Origin of the sequence: Kitasatospora sp. NPDC093806 (assembly GCF_040683335.1) — a bacterium.
GTDB lineage: Bacteria > Actinomycetota > Actinomycetes > Streptomycetales > Streptomycetaceae > Kitasatospora.
Genome location: NZ_JBFBDO010000005.1, coordinates 95,290 through 113,878 on the forward strand (window position 1 = coordinate 95,290; position 18,589 = coordinate 113,878).

Sequence of the window (18,589 nt, forward strand, 5' to 3'; positions counted from 1 at the left end):
GACTGCGTACGTACGGCCGTGCCGCCCGCTCCCGGGCGGCACGGCCGTACGGCGTCGTACGGTGGAACGAGTGCACGGCCGCCCGGCAAGGACCGGGTGGGCAACCAAGGAAGGCGTGACCAGATGGTGGAGATCAAGACCTCCGAGCAGATCGCGAAGATGCGAGCGGCCGGGCTGGTCGTCGCCGAGGCGCTCAAGGCGTGCCGCGAGGCGGTCGCCCCCGGGATTACCACCCAGGAGCTCAACGACATCGCCGACAAGGTCATCACCGACCACGGCGCCACCTCGAACTTCCGCGCCCACCACGGCGGCCTGTGGTTCCCCGGCGTGATCTGCGCCTCGGTGAACAACGAGGTCGTGCACGGCATCCCGGGCGACCGGGTGCTCCAGGAGGGCGACTTCATCTCGATCGACTGCGGTGCCATCCTGGACGGCTGGCACGGCGACGCGGCGATCTCGGTCCCGGTCGGCGAGGTCCGGCCCGAGGTCGAGATGCTGTCGCGGGTGACCGAGGGCTCGATGTGGGCCGGCATCGCGCAGATGAAGAAGGGCAACCGCCTGGTCGACGTCTCCAAGGCGATCGAGGGCTTCATCCGCCGCCAGCCGCTGCCGCCGAAGGGCAAGTGGGGCATCACCGAGGGCTACGGCGGCCACGGCATCGGCACCGCGATGCACATGGAGCCGCACGTGCTGAACTACGTCGAGCGCGGCCGCGGCAAGGGCCCGAAGCTGATCCCCGGCACCGTGCTGGCGATCGAGCCGATGGTCTCGCTGGGCACCCCGCACACCGCCGTCCTGGAGGACGACTGGACCGTGGTGACCAACGACGGCTCCTGGGCCTCGCACTGGGAGCACTCGGTGGCCGTCACCGAGGAGGGCCCGCTGGTCCTCACCGCCTTCGACGGCGGCAAGGAAGCGCTGGCCAAGCTGGGTGTGACGGCCGCGCCGGACCCGCTGGCCTAGTCGCCGGCCCGGTCGTGGCGGCGGTCAACTGCCGTCGCTGACAAGGGATCAGAGCCCTGGAGGTTTGGACCTCCAGGGCTTTTGTCCTATTTTTATCGGCTGGCAGGGTTCGTCCGAGCGAGGAGAGACAGTGTTCAAGGGATTCCGCGACTTCATGATGCGCGGCAACGTCGTCGACATGGCGGTCGGTGTGGTCATCGGTGCCGCGTTCACCGGGGTGGTGACCGGCTTCGTGTCGGCCTTCCTCACCCCGCTGGTGGGCGTCGTGGTCGGCGCGGCCGGCGACTTCGGCTCGTACAAGGCCACGATCGCCGGGGTGACCTTCCCGTACGGGCAGTTCCTCAACGTGCTGATCGCGTTCTTCATGACCGCGGCCGTGCTCTACTTCTGCGTCGTCCTGCCGGTGACCAAGGCCACCGCGCGGTACCTGCCGAAGAAGCCGAAGACCCCGAAGCGCCCCTGCCCGGAGTGCCTGACCGAGATCCCCGAGGCGGCCCGCCGCTGCTCGGCCTGCACCGCCCACGTCGAGCCGCTGGCCGTGCCCGCCGCCACCCGCTGACCGGGCGGTGTCGGCCGGGCCCCGTTTTGGCCGATCCCGTGCGCTGACGTAGGATGGACCGTCGGCTCACTCGTAGCGTGCTTCAGCACGCCCTCTTCCCCTCCGGGGGTCGGGGTGGACCCAGGTTCGCACGAGCGTGCCGCATACGGTAGCCGGTCCCGGAAGGTGGATCTCGCAGTTCATGGCTAAGAAGCAAGGCGCCATTGAGATCGAGGGCACCGTGATCGAGTCTCTTCCGAACGCGATGTTCAAGGTCGAGCTGCAGAACGGTCACAAGGTCCTCGCGCACATCAGTGGCAAGATGCGCATGCACTACATCCGCATCCTGCCGGACGACCGGGTCGTGGTGGAGCTCAGCCCCTACGACCTCACGCGCGGCCGGATCGTCTACCGCTACAAGTAAGAACGTCAGATCTAGACCCGGAGAACCTGAAACATGAAGGTCAAGCCGAGCGTCAAGAAGATCTGCGACAAGTGCAAGGTGATCCGCCGTCACGGCCGGGTCATGGTGATCTGCGACAACCTGCGCCACAAGCAGCGCCAGGGCTGATCTCTCCCCAGCATTTCTCGTAGTACTTCGCGCGACGCGAAAACGTCATAAGCGGGTTACCCGATCCGTCCGTTCGAGGACGGACTGCCACCCCCGGTCAGAGGCCGGGGCTCCCTCACCGTGAGGTGTCGGAGTAGGTAGCACGCGAGACCTCTGAAGAACCACAGGAGCCTTGAATGGCACGCCTCGCCGGCGTTGATCTCCCCCGTGAGAAGCGGATCGAGATCGCCCTCACCTACGTGTACGGCATCGGCCGTACCCGCGCCCAGCAGACCCTGGCCGAGACCGGTGTCAACCCGGATGTCCGCGTTCGCGACATCACCGAGGAAGACCTCGTCAAGCTGAGCCAGTACATCGACGCCAACTACACGGTCGAGGGTGACCTCCGCCGTGAGGTGGCCGCCGACATCCGCCGCAAGGTCGAGATCGGCTGCTACGAGGGTCTGCGTCACCGCCGTGGCCTGCCGGTCCGCGGTCAGCGCACCCACACCAACGCGCGTACCCGCAAGGGCCCGCGTCGCGCGATCGCCGGCAAGAAGAAGCCGGGCAAGAAGTAGTCCGTCCCGTAACCGGACATCCCTCCGGCCCGCGGGTCAGCGGACCGACCACCTCAGTAGGAGAACAGACTTATGCCCCCCAAGGGTCGTCAGGCTGCCGGCGCGAAGAAGATCCGCCGCAAGGAAAAGAAGAACGTCGCTCACGGCCACGCGCACATCAAGAGCACGTTCAACAACACCATCGTTTCGATCACCGACCCCGCGGGCAACGTGATCTCCTGGGCCTCCGCCGGCCACGTCGGCTTCAAGGGCTCGCGCAAGTCCACCCCGTTCGCCGCGCAGATGGCCGCCGAGGCCGCTGCCCGTCGCGCGCAGGAGCACGGCATGCGCAAGGTTGACGTCTTCGTGAAGGGTCCGGGCTCCGGCCGCGAGACCGCGATCCGTTCGCTCCAGGCCACCGGCCTGGAGGTCGGCTCGATCCAGGACGTCACCCCCACCCCGCACAACGGCTGCCGTCCGCCGAAGCGCCGCCGCGTCTGACGCAGCGCCTTCGGGCCCGCGGTACCTGTTTTAAACCTCGTACGGGGTCCCGTTTCGCGCGGGACCCCGTACGCTGGTTCTGTTCGGCATCAAATAGTGGGTGCCGAAGATCACTGGAGGATCTGGAAACATGCTGATCGCTCAGCGCCCCTCGCTGACCGAAGAGGTCGTCGACGAGTTCCGCTCGCGGTTCGTGATCGAGCCGCTCGAGCCGGGCTTCGGCTACACCCTCGGCAACTCCCTGCGCCGTACGCTCCTGTCGTCGATCCCGGGTGCCGCTGTCACCAGCATCCGCGTCGACGGCGTCCTGCACGAGTTCACCACCGTGCCGGGCGTCAAGGAGGACGTCACCGACCTCATCCTGAACATCAAGCAGCTGGTCGTCTCCTCGGAGCACGACGAGCCGGTCGTGATGTACCTGCGCAAGCAGGGCCCGGGTGTGGTCACCGCCGCCGACATCGCGCCGCCGGCCGGTGTCGAGGTGCACAACCCCGAGCTGGTCCTCGCCACGCTGAACGGCAAGGGCAAGCTGGAGATGGAGCTGACCGTCGAGCGCGGTCGCGGCTACGTCTCCGCCGTGCAGAACAAGGCTTCCGGCCAGGAGATCGGCCGCATCCCGGTCGACTCGATCTACAGCCCCGTGCTGAAGGTCACCTACAAGGTCGAGGCCACCCGTGTCGAGCAGCGGACCGACTTCGACAAGCTGATCGTCGACGTCGAGACCAAGCCCGCCATGCGTCCGCGCGACGCCATGGCCTCGGCCGGCAAGACCCTGGTGGAGCTGTTCGGTCTCGCCCGCGAGCTGAACATCGACGCCGAGGGCATCGACATGGGCCCGTCCCCGACGGACGCCGCCCTGGCCGCCGACCTGGCGCTGCCGATCGAGGAGCTGGAGCTCACGGTCCGCTCCTACAACTGCCTCAAGCGCGAGGGCATCCACACCGTGGGTGAGCTCGTCGCCCGCTCCGAGGCCGACCTGCTCGACATCCGCAACTTCGGTGCGAAGTCGATCGACGAGGTCAAGGCGAAGCTGGCCGGCATGGGCCTGGCCCTCAAGGACAGCCCGCCCGGGTTCGACCCGACCGCCGCCGCCGACGCCTTCGGCGCCGACGACCTGGACGACGCGGGTTACGCGGAGACCGAGCAGTACTAGAGATTTGCTGGCGGGGGCGGTTCTCCGGAGCCGCCCCCGGCATCATGAAAGTCGTCCGGGCACAGTGCCCGGACGCCCGCCGCGGTACCTGGTACGGCCGTGGTCGGAGATTCGAGGAGTAATCCATGCCGCGTCCCACCAAGGGTGCCCGCCTCGGCGGCGGCCCGCACCACGAGCCGCTGCTGCTCGCCGGTCTGTGCCGGGAGCTGTTCCAGTACGGCCGCATCACCACGACCGAGGCCAAGGCCCGTCGGATGCGCCCGCTGGCCGAGAAGCTGATCACCAAGGCGAAGAAGGGCGACATCCACAACCGTCGCCTGGTGCGCAAGACCATCACCGACGTGTCGGTGCTGCACACCCTCTTCACCGAGATCGCGCCGCGCTACGAGAACCGCCCGGGTGGCTACACCCGTATCACCAAGATCGGTCCCCGTCGTGGCGACAACGCCCCGATGGCCGTGATCGAGCTGGTCGAGGCGCTGACCGTCGCGCAGAACGCCGTCGGCGAGGCCGAGGCCGCCACCAAGCGCGCCGTCAAGGAGGCCGACGCCAAGGCGGAGGCCGCTGCCGAGACCAAGGCCGACGAGGCCGAGGCCGCCGAGCAGGCCTGACACCTCCAGGTGTGATGCGGGCCCGCTTCCCCAGCGATGGGGGAGCGGGCCCGTTCCTTTCCGCCCGGACCCTCGGGGAGATGCAGTGGGAGTTGCAGTGAACGATTGCGCCGAGCGCCCGCCGGTCAAGGACGGCCCGGCCGACGGGTACGTCCGGATCCGGCTCGACCTCGCCTACCAGGGTGCCGAGTTCTCCGGTTGGGCCCGCCAGAAGGGCGGCCGCCGGACGGTCCAGGAGGAGATCGAGACCGCGCTGCAGATCGTCACCCGCAGCCAGGAGCTCTACCCGCTGACCGTGGCCGGGCGCACCGACGCCGGGGTGCACGCCCGCGGCCAGGTGGCCCACGTCGACCTGCCCGCCGAGCTCTGGGCCGAGCACGGCGCGAAGCTGCTCCGCCGGCTCGCCGGGCGGCTGCCCGGGGACGTCCGGATCTACCGGCTGGGCGAGGCCCCGGCCGGCTTCGACGCCCGCTTCTCGGCGATCTGGCGCCGCTACGCCTACCGGGTCGCCGACCACCCCGGCGGCGTCGACCCGCTGCTGCGCGGCCACGTGCTCTGGCACGACCGGCCGCTGGACGTCGAGCGGATGAACGCGGCCGCCGAGCTGCTGCTCGGCGAGCACGACTTCGCCGCGTACTGCAAGAAGCGCGAGGGCGCGACCACCATCCGCACCCTGCTGGAGCTGCACTGGGACCGGGTCCCGGTCGACACCTACGCCGCCCAGGAGGGTTCGCTCGCGGTCGCCACCGTCCGGTCCGACGCCTTCTGCCACAACATGGTGCGGGCGCTGGTCGGGGCGATGCTGCTGGTCGGCGACGGGCACCGGCCGGTGGAGTTCCCCGGCGAGGTGCTGGCCGGCGGTGTGCGGAACTCGGCCGTGAACGTGATCCGGCCGTACGGGCTGACCCTGGAGGAGGTCGGCTACCCGGCCGACGACCAGCTCGCCGAGCGCAACCGCGCCGCCCGCCGGATGCGCACCCTGCCGGGCGTCCCGATCGCTGGTTAATCCGTTTGGGCCTGGGGCGGGCGGCTTGCGACAATTCCCCCCATGGGACACGTCGAGATTTCGCACCTTGAGTACTACCTGCCGGACGGGCGGGTGCTGTTCGACGACGCGTCCTTCCGGGTCGGCGAGGGCGCCGCGGTCGCCCTGGTCGGCGCCAACGGCGCCGGCAAGACCACCCTGCTGCGCATGATCGCGGGCGACCTCCAGCCGCACGGCGGCTCGGTGACGATCAGCGGCGGGCTCGGCGTGATGCGCCAGTTCGTCGGCACCACCGGCCGCGAGGAGCAGAAGGCCGCGGACGACGAGAGCGGCCCGGGCGCGCTGCCCGGCGACGCCTCGGTCCGCGACCTGCTGGTCTCGGTCGCCCCCGAGCGGATCGCCAAGGCCGCCCGCGCGGTCGACGCCGCCGAGCTGGCGATGATCGCCCAGGACGACGAGAAGACCCAGATGGCGTACGCCCAGGCGCTCTCCGACTGGGCCGACGTCGGCGGCTACGACTACGAGACCGACTGGGACGTCTGCACCATGGCCGCCCTCGGCGTGCCCTTCGACAAGGCCCAGTGGCGCGGTCTGAACACCCTCTCCGGCGGCGAGCAGAAGCGTCTCGTCCTGGAGGCGCTGCTGCGCGGCCCGGAGGAGGTGCTGCTCCTCGACGAGCCGGACAACTACCTGGACGTCCCGGGCAAGCGCTGGCTGGAGGAGGCCATCAAGGCCACCCCGAAGACCGTGCTGTTCATCTCGCACGACCGCGAGCTGCTCTCCCGCACCGCCGAGAAGATCATCAGCGTCGAGGCCGGCGCGGCCGGCTCCAGCGTCTGGGTGCACGGCGGCGGCTTCGACTCCTTCCACGACGCCCGCAAGGCCCGCTTCGAGCGCTTCGAGGAGCTGCGCCGCCGCTGGGACGAGGAGCACGCCAAGCTCAAGAAGCTGGTCGTCACCCTGCGCCAGGCCGCCTCGGTCAGCCACGACATGGCCTCCCGCTACTCGGCCGCGCAGACCCGGCTCAAGAAGTTCGAGGACGCCGGCCCGCCGGAGGCGCCGCCGCGCGAGCAGAGCATCACCATGCGGCTCAAGGGCGGGCGCACCGGCGTGCGCGCCTTCACCATGGAGCGGCTGGAGCTCACCGGCCTGATGCAGCCCTTCGACCTGGAGGTCTTCTACGGCGAGCGGGTCGGCGTACTGGGCGCCAACGGCGCCGGCAAGTCGCACCTGCTGCGGCTGCTCGCCGGGGACGCGTCGGTCGCGCACACCGGGACGTGGAAGCTCGGCGCCCGGGTGGTGCCCGGCCACTTCCGGCAGACCCACGCGCACCCGGAGCTGCTCGGCCGCACCGTCCGCGAGATCGTCGAGCAGGAGCACGCGCTCAGCCGCGGCGCCGCGATGGGCGCGCTGCGCCGGTACGAGCTGGACCGGCAGGAGGAGCAGAAGTTCGAGTCGCTGTCCGGCGGGCAGCAGGCCCGGCTGATGATCCTCAAGCTGGAGCTCTCCGGCGTCACGGCGCTGCTGCTGGACGAGCCGACCGACAACCTGGACCTGGAGAGCGCCGAGGCGCTGCAGGCCGGTCTGGAGGCCTTCGACGGCACCGTGCTGTGCGTGACGCACGACCGCTGGTTCGCCAAGACCTTCGACCGCTTCCTGGTGTTCGGCGCCGACGGCCGGGTGTTCGAGTCCGCCGAACCGGTCTGGGACGTCACCCGGGTCGAGCGGGACCGCTGACCGTTTTTGACCCGTACGGAGACGCCCGGTAGGCTGGGCGCTTGATGTGCGTATTGGCTCGCTCTATCTCACGTGAGAGGTCGGTACGCCGGAGATACCAGGTCGACTACCCAGCGGCTCCCCTTGAATTGCGTCCAAGGCGGCCAGGCTGATGCCCTCGACCGGGTGCTCCTGTCAGGACTCACTCACTGAAAAGCAGAGGCTACGACCGTGCGTACGTACAGCCCCAAGCCCGGCGACGTCCAGCGTCAGTGGCACGTCATCGACGCGACCGACGTCGTGCTGGGCCGCCTGGCCTCCCAGGCCGCCAACCTCCTCCGGGGCAAGCACAAGGCGATCTACGCGCCGCACGTTGACACCGGTGACTTCGTCATCATCATCAACGCGGACAAGGTGCACCTGTCGGGTAACAAGAAGACCCAGAAGCTGGCGTACCGCCACAGCGGCTTCCCGGGCGGTCTCCGCTCGGTCCGCTACGACGACCTCCTGGCCAACAACCCGGAGAAGGCCGTCGAGAAGGCCATCAAGGGCATGATCCCCAAGAACAGCCTGGGCCGTCAGATGCTCTCGAAGCTGAAGGTCTACTCGGGCGACCAGCACCCGCACGCTGCCCAGCAGCCGGTGCCGTTCGAGATCACCCAGGTCGCGCAGTAATTCCGGCCACCAAGCCCCCCAACACTGAAAAGAGCTGAGGAACACCGTGGCCGAGACCACCGAAACCCTTGAGGTCGAGTTCGACGAGACTGTCGTCGAGGGCGAGTACACCTCCGAGGAGAGCTACACCTCCGAGTCCCTGGCCGGCCGCTTCGGCGAGGCCGTCCCCGGCGCCGGCCTCGGCCGTCGCAAGGAGGCGATCGCCCGCGTGCGCATCGTCCCGGGCACCGGGCAGTGGAAGATCAACGGTCGCACCCTGGAGAACTACTTCCCCAACAAGGTGCACCAGCAGACCGTGAACGAGCCCTTCAAGCTCCTTGAGCTCGATGGCCGTTACGACGTCGTCGCCCGCATCAGCGGCGGTGGCGTGTCCGGTCAGGCCTACGCGCTGCGCCTCGGCGTCGCCCGTGCCCTGAACGAGGCCGACGTGGACAACAACCGCGGCGCCCTCAAGAAGGCCGGCTTCCTGACCCGTGACGCCCGCGCCGTCGAGCGCAAGAAGGCCGGTCTGAAGAAGGCCCGCAAGGCGCCGCAGTACAGCAAGCGCTAATTGCGCCCCCGGGGGTGCGTACCGCCCTGGTGGTGCACACCCCTGGATGCGCTCTCACGCCCCGGAGTACCTCGTGTACTCCGGGGCGTCGTGCTCCCCGGCCATTGTGCGGAGGCCGGGGATTCGATCGGATTCACTGCAAGGCATTGCGGCGATGGAGGACGGGACAGTGGGACGACTCTTCGGTACGGACGGCGTACGCGGTGTGGCCAACGAAGGACTGACGGCCGAGCTGGCGCTCGGGCTGTCGGTCGCGGCGGCGCACGTGCTCGGTGAGGCGGGGGCCTTCGACGGCCACCGGCCGGTCGCGGTGGTCGGTCGCGACCCGCGCGCCTCGGGCGAGTTCCTGGAGGCCGCGGTCATCGCCGGCCTGGCCAGCGCGGGAGTCGACGTCCTGCGGGTCGGTGTGCTGCCCACCCCGGCGGTGGCCTACCTCACCGGCGTGCTCGGCGCCGACTTCGGCGTGATGCTGTCCGCCAGTCACAACGCCATGCCGGACAACGGCATCAAGTTCCTCGCCCGCGGCGGCCACAAGCTGGACGACCGGATCGAGGACGCGATCGAGACCCACTACCGGACGTACTCCGTCGGCAGCGACGAGTGGAAGCGCCCCACCGGCGCCGCCGTCGGCCGGGTCCGCGAGTACACCGAGGGCTTCGACAAGTACGTCGCCCACCTGATCGGCGTGCTGCCCAACCGCCTCGACGGCATCCGGGTCGTCATCGACGGCGCGCACGGCGCGGCCGCCTACGTCGCCCCCGAGGCCTTCGCCCGGGCCGGCGCCGAGGTCGTCCACACCCTGGGCGCCGAGCCCACCGGCCTCAACATCAACGACGGCGTCGGCTCCACCCACCTGGACCGGCTGCGGACCGCGATGCGCGAGCACAGCGCCGACCTCGGGATCGCCCTCGACGGCGACGCCGACCGCTGCCTGGCCGCCGACGCGGCCGGCGACGAGGTCGACGGCGACCAGATCATCGCGATCCTGGCCGTCGCCATGAAGGAGGCCGGCACGCTGCGCCGCAACACCGCGGTCGCCACCGTGATGTCCAACCTGGGCTTCAAGCTGGCCATGGAGCGCGAGGGCATCGAGCTGATCGAGACCGCCGTCGGTGACCGCTACGTGCTGGAGGCGATGAAGGAGCAGGGCTTCGCGCTCGGCGGCGAGCAGTCCGGCCACGTCATCCTGCTGGACCACGCGACCACCGGCGACGGCACCCTGACCGGCCTCATGCTCGGTGCCCGGCTGGCCGCCACCAAGCAGCCGCTGGCCGACCTGGCCGCCGTGATGACCCGGCTGCCGCAGGTCCTGATCAACGTCAAGGGCGTCGACAAGAGCCGGGTGAAGACCAGCGAGGAGCTGGGCGCCGCGGTCGCCGCGGCCGAGGCCGAGCTGGGCGCCACCGGCCGGGTGCTGCTGCGCCCGTCGGGCACCGAGCCGCTGGTCCGGGTGATGGTCGAGGCCGCCGACGAGGCGCAGGCGCAGGCGGTCGCCGAGCGGCTGGCCGAGGCGGTCCGGACGTACCTGGGCTGAGCCCGGTTCCTCCGGGGCCCCCGTCGCGCGGTTCGCGCGGCGGGGGCCTTCTCCGTCCTGTGCTCAGAGCTTGCGCAGCAGTGCCCGGCGGACCTTGTGGTCCTGGCCCTTCTGCAGGATCAGGGTGGCCCGGCCGCGGGTGGGCAGCACGTTCTCCAGCAGGTTCGGCCGGTTGATGGTGCGCCACACCTGGCGGCCGTACTCCATCGCCTCCTCCTCCGGGACCTCGGTGAAGCGGCGGAAGTAGGAGTTCGGGTCCTGGAAGGCGGTGTGCCGCAGCTTGCGGAACCGGTCCAGGTACCAGCTCTCGATGTCGTCGGTGCGGGCGTCGACGTAGATCGAGAAGTCGAAGTAGTCGGCCACCGCGAGCCGGGTGCGGCCGTCGGTGCCGGGCAGGGCCGGCTGGAGCACGTTCAGGCCCTCGACGATCAGGATGTCCGGGCGCTCCACGGTGAGCCGCTCGCCCGGCACGATGTCGTACACCAGGTGCGAGTAGACCGGGGCGGTCACCCGCTCCTTGCCGGCCTTCACGTCCGCGACGAAGCGCATCAGCGCCCGCCGGTCGTACGACTCGGGGAAGCCCTTACGGGCCATCAGGCCGCGCCGGCGCAGCTCCGCGTTGGGCAGCAGGAAGCCGTCGGTGGTGACCAGTTCGACCCGGGGGTGCTCCGGCCAGCGGGCCAGCAAGGCCTGCAGCAGCCGGGCCGTGGTCGACTTGCCGACGGCGACCGAGCCGGCCACGCCGATGATGAACGGGGTGCGGGTCCGCTCGGTGTCCGGGGTGTCCAGGAAGGTGCCCAGCGCGCCGCGCAGGTCGTGCGTGGCGTGGATGTAGAGGTTCAGCAGCCGGGACAGCGGCAGGTAGACGTCACGGACCTCGTCCAGGTCGAGGGCGGTGCCCAGACCGCGCAGCCGTTCCACCTCCTCGGCCGTCAGCGGCAGCGGCGTACGCTCGCGCAGCGCGCTCCACTCGGCCCGGCTGAGGTCCACGTAGGGGGACGGGGACGGGCCGGGCGTGGCGGCGCCCCGCGTACAGAGTTCGGTCAGCACATGCTCCATTGTGAGCCGTAGCGCCGTTCACGGTGGCTGTGGTGTCGGTCACGGCCCGTGGGCGAACCGTGCGAAAGGGGCGTTCCGAGCGCCCTTATGCTGGCACGCATGTGCGGAATTGTTGGATACGTGGGCTCCCAGCCCGCCCTTGACGTAGTAATCGCAGGCCTGCAGCGACTGGAGTACCGGGGTTACGACTCCGCCGGTGTCGCGGTGCAGGTGCAGGGCTCCGACGGGCAGTGGAGCCTCGCCACCGACAAGCGGGCCGGAAAGCTCGCCAACCTGGAGAAGTCGCTCGCCGAGACCCCTCTTCCCGGCGGCACCACCGGCATCGGCCACACCCGTTGGGCCACCCACGGCGGCCCGACGGACGCCAATGCCCACCCCCACCTGGACGACGCCGCCAAGGTCGCGGTCGTCCACAACGGCATCATCGAGAACTTCGCCCAGCTCCGCGCGGAGCTGGCCGAGCGCGGCCACACGCTGCGCTCGGAGACCGACACCGAGGTCGTCGCGCACCTGCTCGGCGAGGTGTTCGAGGGTGACCTGGCGGAGGCCATGCGGATCGTCTGCCGCCGCCTCGACGGCGCGTTCACCCTCGTCGCGGCGCACGCCGACGCGCCCGACGTGGTGGTCGGCGCCCGTCGCAACTCGCCGCTGGTGGTCGGGCGCGGCGAGGGCGAGAACTTCCTCGCCTCCGACGTGGCCGCGTTCATCGCGCACACCCGCGAGGCGATCGAGCTGGGCCAGGACCAGGTCGTCGAGCTGCGCCGGGACGCGGTCACCGTCACCAACTTCGACGGCACCGCGGCCGACGTGCGCGAGTACCACGTCGACTGGGACGCCTCGGCCGCCGAGAAGGGCGGCTACGACTACTTCATGCTCAAGGAGATCGCCGAGCAGCCGAAGGCCGTCGCCGACACCCTCCTCGGCCGGATCGGCACCGACGGCCGGCTCACCCTCGACGAGCTGCGGATCTCCGACGCCGACCTGCGCTCGGTCGACAAGGTCGTCATCGTCGCCTGCGGCACCGCGTTCCACGCGGGCATGATCGCCAAGTACGCGATCGAGCACTGGACCCGGATCCCGTGCGAGGTCGAGGTCGCGTCCGAGTTCCGCTACCGCGACCCGATCATGGGCCCGGGCACGCTGGTCATCGCCATCTCGCAGTCCGGCGAGACCATGGACACCCTGATGGCGCTGCGGCACGCGCGCGAGCAGGGCGCCAAGGTGCTGGCGATCTGCAACACCAACGGCTCCACCATCCCGCGCGAGTCCGACGCGGTGCTGTACACCCACGCCGGGCCCGAGGTCGCCGTCGCCTCGACCAAGGCGTTCCTGACCCAGCTGGTCGCCTGCTACCTGGTGGCGCTGTACCTGGGCCAGGTGCGCGGCACCAAGTGGGGCGACGAGATCCTCGCCGTCATCCGCGAGCTCGGTGACGCGCCGCGCCAGGTCGAGCAGGTGCTGGAGACCATGGAGCCGGTGCGCGAGCTGGCCCGCTCGCTCGCGGACGCGCGCTCGGTGCTGTTCCTGGGCCGGCACGTCGGCTTCCCGGTGGCCCTGGAGGGCGCGCTCAAGCTCAAGGAGCTCGCCTACATGCACGCCGAGGGCTTCGCGGCCGGCGAGCTGAAGCACGGGCCGATCGCGCTGATCGAGGAGGGGCTGCCGGTCGTCGTGGTCGTCCCGTCGCCGCGCGGGCGCTCGATCCTGCACGACAAGATCGTCTCCAACATCCAGGAGATCCGGGCCCGCGGTGCGCGGACCATCGTGATCGCGGAGGAGGGCGACGAGGCGGTCGTCCCGTACGCCGACCACCTGATCCGCATCCCGGTCACCCCGACCCTGCTGCAGCCGCTGGTCTCCACGGTGCCGCTGCAGGTCTTCGCCTGCGAGCTGGCAACGGCCAAGGGCCACGAGGTCGACCAGCCCCGCAACCTGGCCAAGTCGGTCACCGTCGAGTAGTCGGACCCGCTCCGTCCCGGGGCCCCTGCGGTGGCTGCGTCCTACCGCAGGGGCCCTGTGTCGAGGGTGAAGGAGAAGGGGGCGGGGAGGTCGATCGACTTGCCGAACTCGACCTTGGTCCGGGTGGCGTAGTCGTCGTCCTCGGGGTTGGTGAACAGAGTGACCGTGCCTTCGCTGCGGTCGATCAGCAGGTAGCAGGGGATTCCTGCGGCGGCGTAGCCCCTGCGCTTGGGCTCGCGGTCCTTGTGCGGGTTGGTCGAGGTGACCTCGGCGACGAGCGCGATGCCCGTGGTGGGCGCCCACGGCTCCTGCGCCCGGAAATGCCCCACCGGAGCGACGGTCGCGTCGGGAACGAAGCGACCCTTGGGCGTGATCAGCCCCTTTCCTCCGCTGACGTAGAGCTCCTCGGCGGCCTCCCGCGCGATGACACGGCCGAACCGTGCGAGCGCGTCCTCGTGGTCGCCGTCCGGTGGTGGGGTCACGACGATCTCCCCTTCGATGAATTCGGCCTTGCTTCCCAGCGGGGTGTCCAGCTCCAGGAACGCCTGGAGGAGGCTGTCCTCGCCCAGCGGGTGCTCGACAGCTGGCATGGCGACCATGGCCCTTCTCCCTCCTGTGGGTCCGTGCCGAGCCATACGGTAGGCATCCGGACCGACACCGGTGGGGGATCGAAGTGGTTGTCACTCGAAAGTGTGCCGCAGGCCCGGCCCCCGTGGGGCGGTGACGCGGGCTAGCGTCGGCGGTAACCGACCGCTGAAGGAGTCCCCGCATGCGTCACGCCCATCGCGTCGAAGTCGTCCGGGCCGCCGAGGCCGAGCTGATGGCCCGGTTGCCGGAGGGCACCCTGATGCAGCGGGCCGCCGTCGGGCTCGCCGCGACCTGCGCGCGGCTGCTGACGCGCCGTCGCGGCCGGGTGTACGGCAGCCGGGTGGTGGTGCTGGCGGGCAGCGGGGACAACGGGGGTGACGCGCTGTACGCCGGGGCCGCGCTGGCCCGGCGCGGGGCGCGGGTGACGGCGGTGCTGCTCGCGCCCGCGCGGGCGCATGCCGGGGGGCTCGCGGCCCTGCGGGCGGCGGGCGGGCGGGTGGTGCTGGAGCGGGAAGCCGGCTTGGCCGACTTCTCGCGCGCGGACCTGGTGCTGGACGGCATCGTCGGCATCGGCGGGCGCGGCGGACTGCGGCCGGAGGCCGAGCCGTACGCGCGGGCCGACCGGGCCGGGGTGGTGGTGGCCGTGGACGTGCCCAGCGGGGTGGACGCCGACACCGGCGAGGTCCCGGGGGCGGCGCTGCGGGCGGACGTGACGGTGTGCTTCGGCACGTACAAGCCCGGGCTGCTGATCGACCCGGGTGCCTCGTACGCCGGGGTGGTGCAGCTGGTGGGGATCGGGCTGGAGCTGCCGCCGGCCGGGGTCGCGGCGCTGCAGCACGCGGAGGTGGCCGGGCTGCTGCCGGTGCCGGGGGCGGAGAGCGACAAGTACCGGCGCGGGGTGGTGGGGGTGGCGGCCGGGTCGGCGCGCTACCCGGGGGCGGCGCTGCTGGCGGTCGCCGGGGCGCTGCGCGGGGGCGCGGGGGCGGTGCGGTACGTGGGGACGGCGGCGGAGGAGGTGGTGCGGCGGTTCCCGGAGGCGCTGGTCACCGAGGGCGGGCCGGCCGGGGCGGGGCGGGTGCAGGCCTGGGTGGTCGGACCGGGCGGCGGCGAGGGGGCGGGGCGGGCGCTGGCGGAGGCGCTGGCGAGCGACGTGCCGGTGCTGGTCGACGCGGACGGGCTGACCGAGCTGGCCCGGCTCGGGCCGCGGGCGCTGGCCGGGCGGACGGCGCCGACGCTGCTCACCCCGCACGCGGGGGAGGCGGCGTGGCTGCTGGCGGGGGCGGCCGGACCGGCGTCCGGTGATGCGGCCCGCCCGCCGGCCGCCGACGAGCCGGCCGCGACCCGGCTGGCCACGGCGCGCCGGCTGGCGGCGGCGTACCGGGCGACGGTGCTGCTGAAGGGGTCCACCACGGTGATCGCGGATCCGGGTGGCCCGGTGCGGGTGAACCCGACCGGCAGCTCGTGGCTGGCGACGGCCGGCAGCGGGGACGTCCTGGCCGGACTGGCCGGCTCCCTGCTGGCCGCCGGCCTCTCCCCGCTGGACGCCGCCTCGGTGGCCGCCTACCTGCACGGCCTCGCGGCCCGCCACGCCGCCGGCACTCCCGGCGCCCCCCTCACCGCCCTGGAGGTGGCCGCCGCCCTCCCGGCCGCCTGGAACGACGTCCGCTCGGCGCCGCCGGCGGAGTAGGAATATACCGACCGGTCTACATAGTCGGTGCGGTGTGGAGCGGCGGGTGCGGTGTGGGGCGTGTGGGGCGTGTGGGCGTGCACAGGAAGTCGGACCGGCCGACTTCCTGTGCACGGGGGCTCCCGGAGGGCATCGATTAAGTAGACCGGTCTGCATATTTTCGCGCCCGGGCAAGGCGGGGCGGGGAGTTTCGGAGCAGGAAGTCGGCGGGGCCGACTTCCTGTGCGCGGATGCGAACGGTGGAGTATGTAGACCGGTCTGCATATTTCCCCCTGGATGGGTGGGATGGAACCGGGGGTTCTTCGTGGGCGTCCGGTAGGGGGTGGTGGGTGGTGTGGGGCGGCGTGCCGACGGGCCGTTCGGCGAGGACCCTGGGACGTCTGGGAGACTGACCCTGATGACAACTGCGAAGACGACCGTGATGGCCACGCTCACCGAAGGAGCGCGGGCCGAGGCGACCATCGATCTCGCCGCCCTGCGCGGCAACCTCGACGCGCTGCGCGAGCGCATCGGCGGGACCACGGTGATGGCCGCGGTCAAGGCGGACGCCTACGGCCACGGCGCGGTCCGGTGTGCCCGCGAGGCGGTCGCCGCAGGCATCGGCTGGCTCGGTACCGCGACGCCCGAGGAGGCGCTCGCCCTGCGCGCCGGAGGCATCCGCCCCGACCAGGCCCGCATCCTCTGCTGGCTGTGGACCCCCGGCGGCCCCTGGCACGAGGCCCTCTTCGCCGATCTCGACATCTCGGTCAGCGGCCGGTGGGCGCTGGACGAGCTGCTCGCCGCCGTCCGCGCCACCGGCCTGCCGGCGCGGGTCCACCTGAAGGCCGACACCGGCCTGGGCCGCAACGGCTGCCAGCCGCACGACTGGCCCGAGCTGGTCGCCGCCGCCCGCCGCGCCGAACTGGACGGCCTGCTGACCGTGGTCGGCGTCTGGTCGCACTTCGCCGCCGCCGACGAGCCCGGCCACCCCTCCATCCAGGCCCAGCTGGACGCCTTCCACGTCGCGCTGGCCGTCGCCGAGGCGGCCGGCCTGCGCCCCGAGGTCCGCCACCTGGCGAACTCGCCGGCCACCCTGCTGCTCCCGCAGTCGCACTTCGACATGGTCCGCACCGGCCTGGCGATGTACGGGCTCTCGCCGGTCCCGGAGGTCGGCTCGCCGGCCGACTTCGGCCTGCGCCCGGTGATGTCGCTGACCGCCCGGCTGGCCCTGGTGAAGCACGTCCCCGGCGGGCACGGCGTCAGTTACGGCCACCACTACACCACCCCCGGCCCGACCACGCTGGGCCTGGTCCCGCTCGGGTACGGCGACGGCATCCCCCGGCACGCCAGCGGCATCGGCCCGGTGCAGGTCGAGGGCAAGTGGCGGACGGTGGCCGGCCGGGTGGCGATGGACCAGTTCGTCGTCGACCTCGGCGGCGACACCCCGGAGATCGGCGACGAGGTGCTGGTCTTCGGCAACGGCGAGCGCGGCGAGCCGACCGCCGAGGACTGGGGCCGGGCCTGCGGCACCATCTCCTACGAGATCGTGACCCGGATCGGCGCCCGGGTGCCGCGCCGCTACATCGGCAGCCTGGACGAGGGCCTCGACGCGGGCCTGGACGGCCTGCGCGGCGGTCTGCACGGCGGGCTGCTCGGATGAGCGAGCCCTCCGGCACCGGCCCGGCCGCCGCGGTGGCCGAGGCGGCCGAGGCCGTCGGAACGGCCACCGGCGTGAGCCGGGCGGGCCTGATCGGCATCTCGGTCGGTGTGCTCGCGGCCGGCGCCGCCGCCGGCGTGGCGATCGAACGCCTGACGGTCGGCCGGACGATGCGCCGCCGAGCGCGCGCCGAACTGGACGCCAAGGCCCCGTACGGCTCGCTGCGCGGCCGTCCCCGCACGGTGGCCGCCGCCGACGGCACCGAGCTGTACGTCGAGCTGGACGGCACCGGCTGGCCCGACGAGCAGGACGCCGAGGGCAAGGGCGACGGAGCCCCGCCGCTGACCGTGGTCTTCAGCCACGGCTACTGCCTCAGCCAGGACAGCTGGCACTTCCAGCGCGCCGCGCTCCGGTCCGCCGGTGTGCGGCTGGTCTTCTGGGACCAGCGCAGCCACGGCCGTTCCGAGCGCTCCCGCTCCTACCTGGCCGGCGAGCCGGCCGGCATCGACCAGCTGGGCGGCGACCTCAAGGCGGTGATCGACGCCGTGGCGCCGACCGGTCCGCTGGTCCTGGTCGGCCACTCGATGGGCGGCATGACCGTGATGGCGCTGGCCGACCAGCACCCGGAGCTGTTCCGCGAGCGGGTCGCCGGCGTCGCGCTGATCGGCACCCTGGCCGGGAACTGGGACGCCGTCACCTTCGGCCTGCCCTCGGTGGGCGCCAGGCTGTTCCGGAAGGTCGCACCGGGCGCGATGCGGCTGCTCGGCCGCCAGGTCGACCTGGTCGAGGCCACCCGCCGGCTCGGCGCGGACGTCAGCGCCGTCCTCTACCGGCGGTTCTCCTTCGGCGGCAAGGACGTCGACCCGGGGGTCGTCCGGTTCGCCGAACAGCTGCTGGACGCCACCCCGATCGACGTGGTGGCCGAGTTCTACCCGGTCTTCTCCGCGCACGAGAAGACCGCGGCGCTGGCCGCCCTGCGCGGCCTCCCCACCCTGGTGCTGACCGGCACCAAGGACCTGCTCACCCCGCCGGGCCACGGCGAGGTGATGGCCGACCAACTGCCGGGCGCCGAGCTGGTCCTGGTCGAGGACGCCGGACACCTGGTGATGCTGGAGCGCCCCGACGTGGTCGACGGGTACCTGACCGCCCTGCTGGAACAGGCCGCCCACCACTGCGGCGCGGCCCCCCTTCCACCCTCGGTGGGCGAACCGGCGTAGCGACGTCTCCGGTTGATCGGCCGGGAGGCACCCCCTCGCGAGGTGCTCCCGCCCCGTGGACGGTGGGGTGGCCTGGTCCGTGCTGGGGTACCGGGGGCGGCCGTGATCGGGTG

General features: G+C 71.7%; 19 protein-coding genes. 17 read left to right on the forward strand and 2 right to left on the reverse strand.

Features of this window, described 5'->3' with window-relative positions; genetic code table 11:
- The first annotated feature begins 123 nt into the window (after positions 1–123).
- The 13 genes from map to glmM all read left to right on the forward strand — a co-directional run bounded on the left by map (position 124) and on the right by glmM (position 10,333).
- On the forward strand, positions 124–963 hold the full coding sequence (map, locus tag AB0N76_RS05685; protein ID WP_363553483.1) for a type I methionyl aminopeptidase: 840 nt from the start codon (positions 124–126) through the stop codon (positions 961–963).
- Positions 964–1,093: 130 nt separating this feature from the next.
- Positions 1,094–1,522 (forward strand): large conductance mechanosensitive channel protein MscL, encoded by a 429-nt coding sequence (gene mscL, locus AB0N76_RS05690; RefSeq protein WP_363553485.1) that lies wholly within the window; start codon positions 1,094–1,096, stop codon positions 1,520–1,522.
- A 181-nt stretch (positions 1,523–1,703) separates the two neighbouring features.
- Entirely contained in the window at positions 1,704–1,925 is a 222-nt protein-coding gene (infA, locus tag AB0N76_RS05695) for a translation initiation factor IF-1 (protein WP_003956442.1), read from the forward strand.
- Between the two features lie 33 nt (positions 1,926–1,958).
- Positions 1,959–2,072 carry a 50S ribosomal protein L36 gene (gene rpmJ / locus AB0N76_RS05700; RefSeq protein ID WP_003956441.1) on the forward strand — a complete coding sequence of 38 codons (114 nt, stop codon included), beginning with the start codon at positions 1,959–1,961 and terminating at the stop codon, positions 2,070–2,072.
- A 176-nt stretch (positions 2,073–2,248) separates the two neighbouring features.
- Entirely contained in the window at positions 2,249–2,629 is a 381-nt protein-coding gene (gene rpsM / locus AB0N76_RS05705; RefSeq protein WP_030259703.1) for a 30S ribosomal protein S13, read from the forward strand.
- A 72-nt stretch (positions 2,630–2,701) separates the two neighbouring features.
- Positions 2,702–3,109 carry a 30S ribosomal protein S11 gene (rpsK, locus tag AB0N76_RS05710; RefSeq protein WP_030232513.1) on the forward strand — a complete coding sequence of 136 codons (408 nt, stop codon included), beginning with the start codon at positions 2,702–2,704 and terminating at the stop codon, positions 3,107–3,109.
- A gap of 130 nt (positions 3,110–3,239) precedes the next feature.
- Positions 3,240–4,262, forward strand: a complete 1,023-nt coding sequence (locus AB0N76_RS05715; protein ID WP_030232516.1) for a DNA-directed RNA polymerase subunit alpha — start codon at positions 3,240–3,242, stop codon at positions 4,260–4,262.
- A 125-nt stretch (positions 4,263–4,387) separates the two neighbouring features.
- On the forward strand, positions 4,388–4,873 hold the full coding sequence (gene rplQ, locus AB0N76_RS05720; protein WP_363553487.1) for a 50S ribosomal protein L17: 486 nt from the start codon (positions 4,388–4,390) through the stop codon (positions 4,871–4,873).
- A gap of 97 nt (positions 4,874–4,970) precedes the next feature.
- Positions 4,971–5,879, forward strand: coding sequence for a tRNA pseudouridine(38-40) synthase TruA (gene truA / locus AB0N76_RS05725; protein WP_363553489.1), 909 nt, complete (start codon positions 4,971–4,973; stop codon positions 5,877–5,879).
- A 42-nt stretch (positions 5,880–5,921) separates the two neighbouring features.
- Complete coding sequence (locus tag AB0N76_RS05730) at positions 5,922–7,595, forward strand: ATP-binding cassette domain-containing protein (protein ID WP_363553491.1); 1,674 nt, start codon at positions 5,922–5,924, stop codon at positions 7,593–7,595.
- A gap of 210 nt (positions 7,596–7,805) precedes the next feature.
- Positions 7,806–8,249 (forward strand): 50S ribosomal protein L13, encoded by a 444-nt coding sequence (gene rplM, locus AB0N76_RS05735; RefSeq protein WP_030055846.1) that lies wholly within the window; start codon positions 7,806–7,808, stop codon positions 8,247–8,249.
- Positions 8,250–8,295: 46 nt separating this feature from the next.
- Positions 8,296–8,799, forward strand: a complete 504-nt coding sequence (gene rpsI / locus AB0N76_RS05740; RefSeq protein WP_363553493.1) for a 30S ribosomal protein S9 — start codon at positions 8,296–8,298, stop codon at positions 8,797–8,799.
- Between the two features lie 169 nt (positions 8,800–8,968).
- On the forward strand, positions 8,969–10,333 hold the full coding sequence (gene glmM, locus AB0N76_RS05745) for a phosphoglucosamine mutase (protein ID WP_363553495.1): 1,365 nt from the start codon (positions 8,969–8,971) through the stop codon (positions 10,331–10,333).
- 63 nt (positions 10,334–10,396) lie between these two features.
- On the opposite strand, the gene coaA is transcribed toward glmM, so the two are convergent.
- A complete protein-coding gene (coaA, locus tag AB0N76_RS05750; protein WP_363553497.1) occupies positions 10,397–11,392 on the reverse strand; it encodes a type I pantothenate kinase in 996 nt (331 codons plus the stop codon).
- A gap of 99 nt (positions 11,393–11,491) precedes the next feature.
- Between coaA and glmS the strand changes: the two genes are divergently transcribed.
- A complete protein-coding gene (gene glmS / locus AB0N76_RS05755) occupies positions 11,492–13,348 on the forward strand; it encodes a glutamine--fructose-6-phosphate transaminase (isomerizing) (protein WP_363553499.1) in 1,857 nt (618 codons plus the stop codon).
- A gap of 41 nt (positions 13,349–13,389) precedes the next feature.
- Here the strand turns inward: glmS and AB0N76_RS05760 are convergent, their stop codons facing one another.
- Positions 13,390–13,938, reverse strand: coding sequence for a Uma2 family endonuclease (locus AB0N76_RS05760; RefSeq protein WP_363553593.1), 549 nt, complete (start codon positions 13,936–13,938; stop codon positions 13,390–13,392).
- Between the two features lie 179 nt (positions 13,939–14,117).
- Here AB0N76_RS05760 and AB0N76_RS05765 point away from each other — a divergent pair, with 179 nt between their 5' ends.
- The 3 genes from AB0N76_RS05765 (at position 14,118) to AB0N76_RS05775 (ending at position 18,476) form a co-directional block, all read left to right on the forward strand.
- A complete protein-coding gene (locus AB0N76_RS05765) occupies positions 14,118–15,623 on the forward strand; it encodes an NAD(P)H-hydrate dehydratase (protein ID WP_363553501.1) in 1,506 nt (501 codons plus the stop codon).
- Between the two features lie 397 nt (positions 15,624–16,020).
- Positions 16,021–17,262, forward strand: a complete 1,242-nt coding sequence (gene alr / locus AB0N76_RS05770) for an alanine racemase (RefSeq protein WP_363553503.1) — start codon at positions 16,021–16,023, stop codon at positions 17,260–17,262.
- Positions 17,259–18,476 carry an alpha/beta hydrolase gene (locus AB0N76_RS05775; protein ID WP_363553505.1) on the forward strand — a complete coding sequence of 406 codons (1,218 nt, stop codon included), beginning with the start codon at positions 17,259–17,261 and terminating at the stop codon, positions 18,474–18,476. The genes alr and AB0N76_RS05775 overlap by 4 nt, the downstream gene beginning before the upstream one ends.
- The last annotated feature ends 113 nt before the right edge of the window (positions 18,477–18,589 follow it).